This is a genomic window from Desulfosarcina sp. BuS5, assembly GCF_028752835.1.
Taxonomy (GTDB): Bacteria; Desulfobacterota; Desulfobacteria; order Desulfobacterales; family BuS5; genus BuS5.
In genome coordinates this window covers 2,185,049-2,199,360 of sequence record NZ_CP087952.1, presented here as the reverse complement: position 1 = coordinate 2,199,360, position 14,312 = coordinate 2,185,049, and the positions used below count along the sequence as shown (strand labels likewise).

At 44.0% G+C, this 14,312-nt stretch carries 10 protein-coding genes and 1 pseudogene; 3 read left to right on the top strand and 8 right to left on the bottom strand.

Annotation, left to right across the window (positions count from 1 at the left end):
- Positions 1-195: 195 nt before the first annotated feature.
- A pseudogene (locus tag BuS5_RS10800) lies at positions 196-408 on the bottom strand (hypothetical protein); the annotation flags it as partial.
- A gap of 2 nt (positions 409-410) precedes the next feature.
- Complete coding sequence (locus BuS5_RS10795) at positions 411-1,886, bottom strand: sodium-dependent transporter (RefSeq protein WP_027354480.1); 1,476 nt, start codon at positions 1,884-1,886, stop codon at positions 411-413.
- A 520-nt stretch (positions 1,887-2,406) separates the two neighbouring features.
- Between BuS5_RS10795 and BuS5_RS10790 the strand changes: the two genes are divergently transcribed.
- The 3 genes from BuS5_RS10790 (at position 2,407) to BuS5_RS10780 (ending at position 7,042) form a co-directional block, all read left to right on the top strand.
- Positions 2,407-4,047: an acyl-CoA carboxylase subunit beta gene (locus BuS5_RS10790; protein ID WP_027354479.1), complete on the top strand. Its 1,641-nt coding sequence runs from the start codon at positions 2,407-2,409 to the stop codon at positions 4,045-4,047.
- Positions 4,048-4,235: 188 nt separating this feature from the next.
- Complete coding sequence (locus tag BuS5_RS10785) at positions 4,236-5,033, top strand: enoyl-CoA hydratase-related protein (RefSeq protein ID WP_027354478.1); 798 nt, start codon at positions 4,236-4,238, stop codon at positions 5,031-5,033.
- A gap of 59 nt (positions 5,034-5,092) precedes the next feature.
- The gene (locus BuS5_RS10780; RefSeq protein ID WP_027354477.1) at positions 5,093-7,042 is read left to right on the top strand and encodes an acetoacetate--CoA ligase; all 1,950 of its coding nucleotides are present in this window, start codon (positions 5,093-5,095) and stop codon (positions 7,040-7,042) included.
- Positions 7,043-7,227: 185 nt separating this feature from the next.
- On the opposite strand, the gene BuS5_RS10775 is transcribed toward BuS5_RS10780, so the two are convergent.
- From BuS5_RS10775 to bioB, 6 genes are all read right to left on the bottom strand, one after another.
- A complete protein-coding gene (locus BuS5_RS10775; RefSeq protein ID WP_035265840.1) occupies positions 7,228-8,391 on the bottom strand; it encodes a pyruvate carboxyltransferase in 1,164 nt (387 codons plus the stop codon).
- Positions 8,392-8,516: 125 nt separating this feature from the next.
- Entirely contained in the window at positions 8,517-9,668 is a 1,152-nt protein-coding gene (locus BuS5_RS10770) for an acyl-CoA dehydrogenase family protein (protein WP_027354476.1), read from the bottom strand.
- A gap of 328 nt (positions 9,669-9,996) precedes the next feature.
- A complete protein-coding gene (gene bioD, locus BuS5_RS10765) occupies positions 9,997-10,710 on the bottom strand; it encodes a dethiobiotin synthase (RefSeq protein ID WP_027354475.1) in 714 nt (237 codons plus the stop codon).
- A 3-nt stretch (positions 10,711-10,713) separates the two neighbouring features.
- Positions 10,714-11,904, bottom strand: coding sequence for an 8-amino-7-oxononanoate synthase (gene bioF / locus BuS5_RS10760; protein ID WP_027354474.1), 1,191 nt, complete (start codon positions 11,902-11,904; stop codon positions 10,714-10,716).
- Positions 11,905-11,914: 10 nt separating this feature from the next.
- The gene (bioA, locus tag BuS5_RS10755; RefSeq protein WP_027354473.1) at positions 11,915-13,276 is read right to left on the bottom strand and encodes an adenosylmethionine--8-amino-7-oxononanoate transaminase; all 1,362 of its coding nucleotides are present in this window, start codon (positions 13,274-13,276) and stop codon (positions 11,915-11,917) included.
- Positions 13,276-14,256, bottom strand: a complete 981-nt coding sequence (bioB, locus tag BuS5_RS10750) for a biotin synthase BioB (protein ID WP_027354472.1) — start codon at positions 14,254-14,256, stop codon at positions 13,276-13,278. Before bioB ends, bioA begins: the two co-directional genes overlap by 1 nt.
- Positions 14,257-14,312 lie beyond the last annotated feature (56 nt).

Sequence of the window (14,312 nt, the reverse complement as noted above, 5' to 3'; positions counted from 1 at the left end):
AGAGCAAATTATTTTTAACCTATTAAAATCATTCAAATTAAATTTTTGAAAATTCTAAAATGAGGCTTATTTTGAGCATTTGCCCATAAAACTCAAAAAGATGGGCTAAGGGTTTGCACAAAAATAAGTTAGCAATTTTAAGTGTTGAGGCGCCTGGCTGGCAAGGCGCGAAAGCGTAGGAATATCAAGATATTTCTAAGCTTTCGTAACGTAGCCAGGCAGGATGTATCGACGCTTAAAATGTAAAGTTATTTTTGCGCGAGCCCTAAGGATAGAGATAGCTCTTATTGTTCTCAGTGCTAACATGGTGTCGGCGGTGTCTTTATCCCGCCAAGCGCCAGTAAGTTTCAATCTTGCTTGGATCACGTAACGGTATGCACTTTCAATTTCACCAGAACCAAAGGGAACAGTTAACTGTCCCCGGATTTCCAGGCTTTTGAAGAAAAAACAAATGCAATAATCAAGGTTACAAGCACCCAGTCCCTTCCTATCAGGATTATTGACGTCCAGGAATATCCACCATAAGGTTTTTGTACCTCATTATATAAATCGCCGATAAGAATAACTCCTAAAACAAACGGAACGAAGTATTTAATCAGGATATCCCACCATTTACCTATTTTAATTGAAGATATTTTATTGATATGATGCCTCAGGACCTTAATGTGGAAAAACCAGCCAACTAAAACCGCTTCCGCAATGCCGACAACTATAAGCCCGTAATGGGTCAAAAAATGATCTACAATATCGAGCCACAGAAGTCCTGCCTGGGTGGCAAATATAATTGAAACGGTAAACCCGGTGATCGAAATTATAGTGACAAGCATGCCCCTTTGAACTCTAAACTTGTCTATCAACGCTGAAACAAAGGCTTCAATGATCGATATGGATGAAGAAAAACCGGCAACTACCAGGCAAAGAAAAAAAACGGCTCCGAATAGATTGCCGGCCGGCATAAGGCTTACAGCCTTTGGATACGCTACAAAAGCCAGGCCGATGCTTTGCGATACCACCTCTGCGATTGTTTTGCCCTGTGAGCCGGCCATGAAGCCTAAAACAGAGAAAACACCAAGCCCTGCAAAGAGGGAATAGGCGCTGTTGATCACTGCTGTAATTAAAGCGTTTTTTGTTATATCCGTTTTCCTGGGAAGATAGCTGGCATATGCTATCATAATCCCGAATCCTAGACTCAAAGTAAAAAATATCTGGCTGTAGGCATCGATCCAGACTTTTGGATCAGATAGTTTTGAAAAATCGGGTGTTAAATAAGCTTTAAGGCCGTTTATTGCTCCATCCAGAGTGAGCGACCAGAAAACAAGCAGGGCAGTCAACAGAAAGAGGACCGGCATAAAAATTTTGTTGGCGGCTTCTATGCCACGCTGAACACCCCTGTAAACAATAGCCCAGTTGATAAACCAGACCAGAATAAGGCCTGCAAATATTGGAGTTCTTATTTGACCTATATTAAAAGGAGCGTCGCTTACGGAAAGGAATTTTTGGAAGAAGAAAGTGTTGGGATCACTACCCCATCCCAGGTTAAATGACAGAACAAAAAAAATTATACACCATGCTACTATTACTGAATAGTAGAGTACTATGCCGAACATCACGAAAGTAACAGCCCACCATCCGAGCCATTCCATCTTTTTGTTGATTTTTGCATAGGCCAAAGGGGCAGAACCTCTTAATTCATGTCCCACTGAAAATTCGAGTATTAAAAGAGGTATGCCTGCCGTTACAAGCGCAATAAGATAAGGAGCTATAAAAGCGCCGCCTCCATGATTGTAAGCCATATAGCTGAAACGCCAGATATTGCCCAGCCCTATGGCTGACCCTATGGCTGCAAAGAGAAAACCCGTTTGGCTTTTCCATTGATCACGCTTCATTAAACTATTCCTTTCAGCTTATGGATTTATATAGATTGAATTTTATATATATCTTCGTTTATATTTTTGAAACAATATTTATAACTGGTTACAGTTAATTGTCATCGCCATAAAAAATTATTTAATATTAGTGAATTATTTAATATTAGCAAGTTATGCCCTTTAGTGTAATAATTTGAAATAAAGATTTGTTATTAAAACAGCCTGTAAAAAATGCATGTTATAGTATACATTATTAAAACAATATATTATATTTTTATTGTACTATAGATTATCACATAAATAATTTCACTGCGTTATCGGTCGTCGGAGTAGAGACGCAAAATTTTGCGTCTCTACTCTGCCCTTGCACCAAATTTTAAAATCGGATAACTATCTGACAATCTATAATTCCGTTATCGTATTTGCTAAATATCGATATTTTATTTGGCCCATAATGCTTCAAAAAAAAGCTGTCCTTTTTAAAGGAGTATTATGAGATCTGAAATCGATAATTTTAAAGTAAAAAGGAAAAATGGCCATGGCAGAAAAAAAAAGTAGAGAATCGCGTAAAAAAAAAAAAGAGCGTGAGCAGCAGAAAAACCTGAAGCACTGGGAAGCGGAAGAAGAAAAACTTTATGAGCTTTGGGAAAAAGCTTATAATGCAGGCGGTCAAAGCCAGCTCGACCGTCTGGCCAAACAGGGCAAAAAACCTGTGCGTAAGCTTATCAAGCAACTTATCGATCCTGATACGGATTTTCTTGAACTTAGCCGGGGAGCCGGTTTCGGAATCAACTATGAGCTTGCGGAAGATGTTCCTAGCGCTGGTCTGGCCACAGGTTTAGGCAAAATCCATGGCAACTGGGCCATGATTATTGCAAATGACAGTCGTGTCAAAGCAGGCGCTTATTATCCCATTAACTGTAAAAAACATCTCCGGGCCCAGGAAATGGCGGATCAGTGCGGTGTGCCTTGTGTCTATATAGGCGATTCAGCAGGAGCCTTTCTTCCTATGCAGGACAGGGTCTTTCCCGGAAGGGGTCAGTTCGGACGCTTTTTTTACAATATGTGCAGGATGTCGGCCAAAGGTTTAAAACAGTATACTCTCAGCACAGGCGGAAATACTGCCGGAGGTGCATATACTGTTTATCTGGCCTGTGAATCGATCATGATAAACAAGATCTCCTATTCATTTCTTGGCGGCCCTCCCATGGTCAGAGCCGCCATAGGCGAAGAAGTGACAATGGAAGATCTGGGGGGCGCCAGAGTTCACACCTCAATATCAGGGGGTGCTGATCATTTGGTTATGTCACAGGATGAAGGGATAGAAAAACTGAGAAGCTTGCTCTCCTATGATCCTAAACAGAAAGTGCAGATAGAACGTCGGGAAACCATTGAGCCGACAGTTCCGGAGGACCATCTGTACAAGGTTCTTCCAAGCGATCCGTATAAAGGGATTAATGTTCGGGAAGTAATTAAGTCGATTGCAGACGGAAGCGCTTTTAGTGAATATAAAAAAAATTACAATCCAGGCCGCGGCGATAATATTGTATGCGGCAAAATCCACCTCAAGGGCTTGCCGGTGGGCATTATAGCTGGAAACGGTATCGGTGTAATCTTTGTTGATTCTGCCAGGAAAGCCATAGAATGGGTTGTTAGATGCTCTTCCCAGAAAATCCCGATCCTCTACATCCAGAATTCTCCCGGCTACATGGTTGGTACCGAGGAGGAGTATGCCGGTATAGGGAAATACGGCTCAGGCATGGTAAGGGCTTGCGCCTGTTCCAATGTGCCCATGATACAGTGGGTAATCGGGCCTGATCATGGAGCCGCCAATTATGGGATGTGCGGCAGAGCCTATGATCCGCATTTTATTTTCAATACCATGCGCGGCAGAACCTCGGTTATGGCAGGGCAGACCGCCGGTTCAATTTTAACTACTCTTGAGCGGGCCAACTTAAAAAAACGAGGCCGGGAGATGGACGAGGAAGCCGCCAATAAATTTGAACAGATGATGGTTGAGAAGTATAATAAGCAGGCCCACCCTTTTTATCTTGAGGCAAGACTATTTCACGACGGCACCATACCATTCAAGGATTCCCGCAACATTCTCGGCGATGCATTTGAAATTGCGCTTTTAAAACCGGTTCAGGAATCGAGATTCGGAAATTTTAAATTTTAATAAGGATCGGAAATTAAATAAATTGGACAAAGATTATGAAGAATTTTTGTTCATCTGCAAGGCGCATTAAAGGTTGAATACTCGAAGTATTCGGCCTTTGATGCAACACAGCAGATGGGCCAAAAGACAAATAATATCGTTCAAGTTATTTCATTTTCGATCCTAATCATGCTTGAAGGGAATATATTATGCCTGATGTAATTCTGCAGAAAAAAACAGATGATGGTATATTGATACTCACACTTAACAGGCCCGAAGCGATGAACTGCATGAATTTCGATCTTATCGAAACATTACAGGAAATAGTGCGGGAATCGGACTTTGATTTGTCGGTCAGGGTTATTATCATAACCGGCGCTCCACCGCCGGAAGGGAAAAAAGCCTCATTTTCAGCAGGAGCCGATCTTATAGAAAGAAGGACCCTGAGCGATGATCAGGTCAGGCGTTTTATCTCTATAGTCAGGGATACTATGACTACGGTTGAAAAAGCAAGAGTTCCTGTAATAGCGGCTATTAACGGGTTTGCTTTCGGCGGCGGAACGGAACTGGCCCTTGCCAGCGATTTACGCGTAGCATCTAAAAATGCTCTTATGGGCTTAACAGAAACCAGCCTGGGAATAATTCCGGGAGGCGGAGGAACTCAGCGGCTGCCAAGAATCGTCGGTTTGGCAAAAGCAAAGGAACTTATCTATACCGCCAGAAGATTCGATGCTGATACAGCCCTTGAAATCGGTTTGGTAAGCAAGGTTGTGGAACCGGATCAGTTAATGGATGCTGCCATGGAGCTTGCGTGCGAGATAGCTAAAAACGGGCCGATTGCCGTTCAACAGGCTAAATTTGTGCTTAATAACGGTTTTGAATGCAGCCTTGGCGTGGCTCTGCCCCTGGAATCGAAGGCCTATGAAATTACCATACCAACAGAGGATCGCCTTGAGGCCCTGGCGGCTTTTGCGGAAAAACGTAAACCTGTCTTTAAGGGTAAATAGGCTGAAGGTTGAAGGATATAAAATTTTTTAGCGTTTAACAAGAAAGGGGAAAATGTTTTATGAGCAAATTGTTGTGGAGCCCCACGGAAGAACGAAAAAAAAAGACTAATATTTATCGTTTTATGCAGACGGTAAATTCAAAATTCGGTAAAAATTTAACCGAATATGAACCTCTGCACCAATGGTCAGTGGATAATATTGCAGATTTCTGGGCAACCATGTGGGAATTTGTCGATATTAAATTTTCTGAGCCATATACTGAAGTAATAGATGAGCTAAAAATGCCCGGAGCCAAATGGTTTCAGGGCGCCAGGTTAAATTTTGCCGAGAATCTTCTGCGATACAGAGATGATCATCCGGCCATAATCTTCAAAGGCGAGATCCTGGATCCGGTCACCATAACTTATGCAGAGCTGTATGACGAGGTTGCGCGTCTGGCTAAATCTCTCAAAGCGGCCGGAGTTACCGTTGGTGACAGGGTGGTAGGGTTCATGCCCAATATGCCCCAGTCTATCATTGCCATGCTGGCTGCAACCAGTCTGGGAGCAACCTGGTCATCATGCTCCCCTGATTTCGGCATAAAGGGAGTCATGGACCGATTTGGTCAGATAAAGCCAAAAATTCTGTTTACTGCCAACGGATATTCATACAAAGGTAAGAGCATAGATTCTCTGGAACGTATCAGGAGCATTCTTGACCAGATAGATTCCATTGAAAAAGTCGTTGTCGTGCCCTATACGGAACAGGAAGCTGATATTGCCGATATCACCCATGCTGTTCATTACAAAGATTTTATTTCCCATGACAGTAATTGTTCCCTTGAGTTCGAGCAGCTCCCCTTTGATCATCCGGTCTATATTATGTATTCATCCGGCACCACTGATCTTCCCAAATGCATAGTGCAGGGAGCCGGAGGCATATTGATCAATCAACTTAAAGAAATGATACTGCATACTGATCTCAAGCGGGAAGACAAGATATTTTATTTCACGACCTGCGGCTGGATGATGTGGAACTGGCTTACAAGCTCACTGGCGGTGGGGGCTACAGTCATCCTATTTGACGGACAGCCCTTTTATCCTGATGCAGGCGTTCTTTGGAAACTGGCCCAGGATGCCCAAATGACTGTCTTTGGAACAAGTGCCGCTTATATCGGGGGAGTTAAAGATTCAGGCTTAAAACCCGGAAAAGAATACGATCTTTCCGCCTTGAGAGCCGTACTCTCAACCGGTTCGCCCCTTTCCATAGAAAATTTTGAATTTGTTTATGATGAAGTAAAAAAAGATCTCCAGCTTTCCTCCATCTCCGGCGGAACCGATATTAACGGTTGTTTTGCCGGAGGCAATCCCATGGGACCGGTATATGCCGGTGAACTTCAGTGTCGGGGCCTGGGCTTGAATGTGCAGGCATTTGACTCAAACGGCAAACCTGTTGTAAACCAGCAGGGCGAACTGGTATGCACCTTACCATTTCCTTCCATGCCGATCTATTTTTGGGATGATCCGGACGGACGGAAATATCATAACGCCTATTTCGATGTTTATCCCGGAATATGGAGACATGGTGATTTTATCAAGATAACTGAAACAGGAGGAGTTGTCTTTTTGGGCCGTTCCGATGCAACCCTGAACCCCGGAGGCGTCCGCATAGGCACGGCAGACATATACAGGATTATCGACAATATTGATGAGATAGCCGACAGCGTGGTAGTTGGTCAGGATTGGAAAAATGACGTAAGGGTTATCCTCTTTGTAAAGATGGCGGAAGGAAGTGATCTTACAGATGAACTGAAAAAGAGGCTGAACAGTCTTATCAGAACAAGCGCAACCCCAAGGCATGTGCCTGCCAAAATAATTCCCGTAGCAGATATTCCTTATACGATTAACATGAAGAAGGTGGAACTGGCTGTTAAAAAGGTAATACAGAATGAAGCTGTATTAAATAAAGACGCTCTTATTAATCCGGAAGCTCTTGATTATTACCGGAATTTACCCGAACTTCAGGATTAGCGCATATTTATGTAACGGTTACAACGGCGGTAACGTATAGACCGTCAGATAATAAATTTCACAAGGCCAGAGGGAGGAAGGCGTATTGTAATACTCCAACGACCGATAACACAGTGAAATTATTTATGTGACGGTCTATAGAGACAAGGCATGCCTTGTCTCTATAATCCTAATTTGATTTTTTATCAAAAGCAGCTTTCAGGCAGGGCAGCTTTCTTTGCCCAGTCTGAAGGCAGTGACTGGCCGGGGGCTTCCCCTAATTTTGCCTTACGTTCAGCCAGGCCCGGGCGTGCAAATTCCATATGCCCCTCTTTAATGGTTCGTCCGTTAATAATTGCCTCGGAGCGTAATCTCCTTCCGATTGTCTTTTCCATCTGTTTTCCGAGCCAGAGAATCCTGTCAACATCATAACCATGTTCAATACCCATCTCGTCTATCTGAACCAGGGTATCCTCAAGGGTTATCAGCCCCACATACCTGGGATCCGGATAATAATACTCTCCGGTTCCTTTAACCGGGGTGTCATCAAGGAAGTTCGCGGGCTGGCCTCCAAGACCGCCAAGGGTCGCCTCAAAACGGGTAATTCCAGCCTGCAGGGCTGCAAGAACGGATGCCGACGCAACCCGTTTGGTTTCATGGAAATGTGCTAAATGGAGCTCTACGTTGGGAATTTCATCCAGAACCATAGAAAAGTACCTGTAAACATCGGCAGCGGATGCGCTGCCATCGTGATCTGCATGCTCTATATCGTGGGCGCCTAGTTCGAGAAACCGCTTTGTAAATTCCACAGCATCCTTCATGTCTGTGGCCCCGCCGATCGGGCTGCCCCAGATTGTACTTACTGTTCCGCACATCTTCATCCCGGCATCATTACACTTCTTGATACATCTCTCGATCTCGCTCCAGTAATCCGGAAGGGTTGTTCCTGAATTTGCAAAATGATGTTCCTCCTCGGTTGATACCATCATCAGTATCCGATCAGGGCCGATTCCTTTTTTTTTTAAGCGGATAGCGCGATCCACAGCAGGTTCACGGATAGTAATTGCAGTCAGACATAAATCATCATAATTAACACCTTTTTTTTCGCAACGATTTTTAAAACGATCACCCCTTAAATGAGCAAGCAGTTCTTCAGCATCTCTGAACTGCGGCATTAGATATGGGTTCCCAAGATTGGTTACCTCGATTTCACGGGCGCCGGCGAGAATAAGCTCTTCAAGGTAAAAGATTTTCGCAGCAGTCGAGATAAATTTTTCTTCATGCTGAAAACCGTCTCTTATGGTTATGTCTCCGATGTTAATCTTTTTTGGCATTCTCGGAAAAATTTCCCAATAATCATATTCAGTCATCAAGAACCTCCTTTTTGAACTGCCAAAGGGTTTTTTATGACGTTTGACAGCTTGTTCGGAATTTTCAGTTTAGATTTTTATCAGGCATCTTGAAGATGGCCAGTGCAATCCTATGGAATTGAATATCAGGCTGCGCCTATCAATCTGGAGATAACAATACGCTGCACCTCCGACGTGCCTTCGCCGATTTCGAGAAGTTTCTGGTCTCTATAGAATCTCTCTATGTCATATTCCTTCATCAACCCATAACCGCCGAACAACTGAACAGCATGATCCGCGCATCGGCTCATGACCTCGGAAGAGTATAGCTTGGCCATTGCCGCTATTTTGGAAAATGGCTCATTGTTTTGTCTCAGCCAGCAGGCTTTGTAAAGAAGGAGACGGGCGCATTCAATCTCCATTGCCATATCGGCCAGTTTAAATGAGTTGACCTGGAATTTGGATATCGGCTTGCCGAACTGTTTTCTTTTATTACTGTATTTAAGGGCCATGTCAAAGCATCCCTGGGCGCCGCCCAGGCCCATTGCGCCGATTGATAAACGGCCGCCGTCCAGAGTCTGCATCATCTGGTGAAACCCGTTGCCGATGGGTCCGACCAGATTATCTTTGGGAACCCGGCAGTCATCAAAATATAATTCATTAGTATTGGAAGAGCGCCACATCATCTTTCCATGCATAATCTTTGTAGTAAATCCTGGTGTGCCGTTCTCGACAATTATGCAGGAAAGCTCGGGCTTGCCATCATCACGGGTCCCGGTGCGGCATAATATCGTAGAACCCAAGGTAATATCCGTTCCGGCATTGGTAATGAAAATCTTGTTTCCATTTATTACCCATTCATTTCCATCCAGGACAGCCGTTGTTTCGGTATTCCCTGCATCAGATCCGGCGTTGGGTTCGGTTAAACCGAAACCCCAGAGAGCTTCTCCACTGCAAAGTTTGGGCAGGTACTTTTTTTTCTGTTCATCATTGGCAAAATAATAGAGCGGGCCGATGCCCAGGGAGTTTCCGGCAACAACCGTAGCTGCATGGGAAGCATCCACCCTGGCCAACTCTTCACATGCGATTATATATGAAATATAATCAATACCCTGTCCGCCGTATCCCGGAGAAACAAACATACCGAACAATCCCAGTTCGGCCATCATTTTCATTGTTTCATAGGAGAACTCCTCTTTTTCGTCAAGCTCTTGAACAAGCGGTTTGATAGCGGTTTCAGCAAAATCACGCACCGCTTTACGCAGCATCTTCTGTTCCGTTGTAAGCTTAAAATCCATAAAACTTCTCCTTTTTTTGGGTTGACAGTCATGATCAGCGGATTGGAACACTCAAATGACAGAATATAGAAGCCGCAAGATTTAGCCCATACATCCTTTATATAGTTTATTGCTGCAGATTGTCATATAATAACCCTATTTTAAAATTTGGCACAAGATCGTCGGAGTAGGGGTTCAAAATTTTGAACCCCTACTCCGACGACCGATAATGCAGTGAAATTATTTATGTGACAATTTATAAATTACGAAAGTACTTGAAGTTTATCAAGCATAAAAGGAGGAACGAGGAGGAAAAAAAAGGAATAAAAGTCAAAAATCATGATTTTCGTTAGCGCAGTATCTGTTCCAGATCCAAATGTTTTTCAGTTAATTCCACAATGTCTCCCATGACAAGTTTTTCCATATTTACTTTGGGATCAAAAGGAAGAATTCCAAGCAGAGTCTTGCCGGATATTTTTTTGATGATTTCAGGGTTTGCCTTTTCGGCATCTCCGGCCTGGTTAAAGTCCATTCCGTTTATAATAAACCCCTTAACTTCAATGCCTCTTTTTTCGGCTTCATTTATGGTCAAGAGTGTATGGTTGATTGTGCCTATGCCAGGCCTGGCAACAATAATCAGGGGAAGGCCCATATCTTTTATTAAATCTGCTATGGAATAGACCTCCGTCAGCGGGACCAGGATCCCTCCTATCCCTTCAACCAGAAGAAAATCATGTTTTTGACGCATTATATCAAAAGCTTTAAAAATTTTTTCCGGTTCAACCGGGATATTCTCCAGCATTGATGCAGCCAGCGGGGCCAGCGGGGGCTCAATTGTCAACGGAGCTGCAATGTTATGGTCATACTGAATGTTGATCGACTTTAAAAGAAAGGCCACATCATTCGATATGAGCCGGCCGGCATGCCTTGCGGCCCCTGAAGCTGCCGGCTTCATCACGCCCACATTGAAACCTCTGGCCTTGATTGCTCCTGCAAGCCCGGCAGTTACAACGGTTTTGCCTACATCCGTATCAGTGCCGGTTATGAATAAACCTTTAGTCATTTTCTAAATTATTTCCAACCGCTTACCTTCCTCCTCAAAAACAGAAAGCGCTGTGTCGATCTGGTCTCCCGTGTGTGATGACATCAGGCTTACCCTGATTCTGCTTTGATTTTCAGGAACAGTAGGCGGCCTTATACCGGGAGCATAGATCCCTTTTTTTAATAATGTATCCGCAAATTCCATGGTCAGATCCGCATCTCCGATTATAATCGGTATGATCGGAGTCTCTATTTCCACGGAACCGTATCCAATCTCTGTTATTCCTTTTTTGAATCTGTCGATGTTATGTTGCAGGGATTGCAGCAGCGCTTTGTCTTTTTCCAGAATATTTATGGCGGCAATTGAGGAAGCTGATACGCTGGGAGGCAGAGCGGTTGAGTATATAAAACTTCTGGCCCTGTTCCTGAGGAACTCTATAATTAATTCATGGCCGGCCACATAGCCGCCCAGGCTTCCCATGGCCTTGCTGAAAGTGCCGATCTGGATTAAATGTTCATTGTCGGCAAGATCGAAATATTCGGCTGTTCCGCCTCCATTTTTCCCGATTACACCGGTGGCATGGGCATCATCAAGGATTACAAAGGCATTGTACCGGTCTGCGATTTTCAACAGGTCAGGCAGGGGCGTGATATCACCGTCCATACTGAAAATACCGTCGGTAATAAAAAAAATGTTATTATACCCGCCCTTCTCATGACGGCTAAGGGCCTGCCTCAGGATTTTTTCAAGCGCTGCAAGATCCTTGTGGGGATATATTTTTGTTTCCGCCGTACTCAACCTGCATCCGTCGATAATACTGGCATGGTTGAGCTGATCGCTCAGGATAAGATCATTCTTACCTGCCAGAGAAGTAATGGCTCCTATATTTGCCATATAGCCTGTGGAAAAGATAATGGCAGCGCTGCATTTTTTAAAAGCTGCGATCCTTTGCTCCAGTTCCTCATGGATTTCCAGATTACCGGAAATCAGCCTGGAAGCGCCGGCGCCGGAACCATAATTTTGTAAAACAGAAACAGCCGCTTTTTTTAAAGCAGGATGATTTGCCAGCCCGAGATAATTATTTGAAGAAAAAAGAATTACTTCCCGGCCGTTTATAGTTACGGTGGTATCAACCGGGCTGGTTACTTTTTTTAGGGTTCGGTAGAGCCCTTTCTCTTTTAATCGGTTCAGTTCATTTTGAAAGTGTGCTAACATAATCAGGCGCTTACTCTCCGGTTACATTTCTGATCGATTCAAAGGTTATTTCCAGTAATTCATTCAGCTCTGCCGGACTTATGGCCAGGATCGGCATCAGGACGATAACATCTCCCAAAGGTCTTATGATCAAGCCGCGTTTTCTGGCTTCCCGGATTACCCTGACACCTGTCCTGGCTCCGGCAGGGAAGGGCGCTTTTCTCTTTTTGTCGGCCACCAGCTCTATTCCGGCCATAAATCCGAATTGCCTTATATCTCCCACATGGGACAGTTTTGAAAACCGTTTTAATCCTGCTTTTAAGACAGCGATTTTTTCCTGGAGATTATCCAGGGTTTCGTCTTTTTCAAAAATATCGAGGTTTGCCAGGGCGGCCGAGCATGCAAGGGGGTTTCCTGTATAGGTATGACCATGAAAAAAGGCCTTGAATTCATCAAATTGCCCTAAAAAAGCATTATATATTTTATCAGTGGTCATTGTAACCGCCAGTGGGAGGTAGCCTCCTGTAAGTCCTTTTCCCAGGGTGATAATATCCGGTTGGACATTTTCATGTTCACAGGCGAACATTTTGCCGGTTCTGCCAAAGCCCACCGCCACTTCATCGGCGATCATTAGAATATTATATTCAGTGCATAGCTCCCTGACCCTTTTTAAATAACCGGGCGGAGAGATAAGCATGCCGGCTGCTCCCTGAACAAGAGGTTCAATAATCAGCGCGGCAGTCTTATGGTGGCGTTTTTTGACAGTATCTTCCAGTTGCTCAAGACATTCAAGGCCACAGCCGGGCCAGGCTTTGCCATCACTGCACCTGTAACAATCAACCGCTGCAACCTTGTACGTGTCAAAAAGTAAGGGGTGATATATTTTATGGAAGAGGTCAATGCCGCCTACACTCACACTTCCTATTGTGTCGCCATGATAAGCATTGCTGAGAGAAATAAATTTTTGCTTCGAGGTATTGTCAATAGACTGCTGCCAGTATTGAAATGCTATTTTTAAAGCAATTTCTACTGCCGTTGAGCCGCTTTCCGAGTAAAAGACCTTATTGAGTCCCCCGGGTGTTATTTCCACCAGCCTTTTTGCCAGTTCAATTGCTTTTGGGTGTGACAGACCAAGCAGTGTGGAATGTGATACCATGGCCGCCTGGGCGGCAATCGCGTCGTCTATTTCTTTCCGGCCGTGCCCGTGAGTAGTAACCCATAAAGATGATATGCCGTCTATATATTTATTTCCATAAATATCCCACAGATATGAGCCCTTACCCTTTTCTATGATAAGGGGCTTTTCTTTTTCATAGTTCATCATCTGGGTAAAAGGGTGCCAGATATATTTTTTATCATCATGTTCAAATTGTAGATTTTTATTGGTATCCATTAAATCCTCTCCAGCATAAGGTCTTCGATCATCTGCATATCATCATTAACATTACTTCCTGCAGTTGTGAGGTAGTTGCCGGTCATGAGCCCGCTTGCGCCGGCAGCAAATATTAAAGACTGGACGCTCCTCAGGTTTTTATCTCTTCCGCCGCATACGCGGATTCCTTTGGTGGGGTTAACAAAACGGAACAGGGCTATTATTTTTAATATTTCCATGGGATGGAGAGGCTTGGCCTTCTCAAGGGGGGTGCCGGGAATTGGATTCAGGAAATTCAGAGGAATGGAATCGACGTCCAGCTCTTTTAAGGTAAAAGCCAATTCGATCCTATGGGCTCTTGTCTCGCCAAGGCCGAAAATACCGCCGCAGCATACGGACATACCGGCTTCTTTGGCCGCCTTTACTGTTTCTGCCCTGACTTCGTAAGAATGGGTTGTACATATAGATGGAAAGAAGCTTTCTGAAGTTTCAAGATTATGATGATACCTTTTGAGACCTGCCTTTTTTAAATCTCCTGCGGATTCCTTGGTAAGTGTACCGAGAGAAGCGCAGATATCCACCCCTGCAATGGAGCGCATTTCATCAATGGTTCCACAGATAGATTCCCATTCAGCGGAATTTTTGACATCCCTTCCGCTGACTACGATGCTGAATCTGTTGATACCGTATTCATCCGCCCGCCTTGCCCCGGCGATAATTTCATCTTTTTCGAGCAAAGGATATTTATCGATTGTCGTGCTGTAAAGGGAGGATTGGGAACAAAACCTGCAATCTTCACTGCATCGGCCGGATTTTGCATTTATAATCGCGCAAACATTAATAAGCGATCCCTTAAACTTATCCCGGATGCTGTTGGCAAAACCGGTTAAATGGATAATATCGCGCTGTTTATCAGTCTCCATCAGGCGTGAGGCTTCCTCACAAGTTATCTCACCGCCCCTGAGAACCCTGTCCGTTAATTCTTCGAAAAATTTTAACACGTTAAAAAAAACCTCCAATATTTTTGGCGGGAGCCTATAACTTTTGCAGATAAATG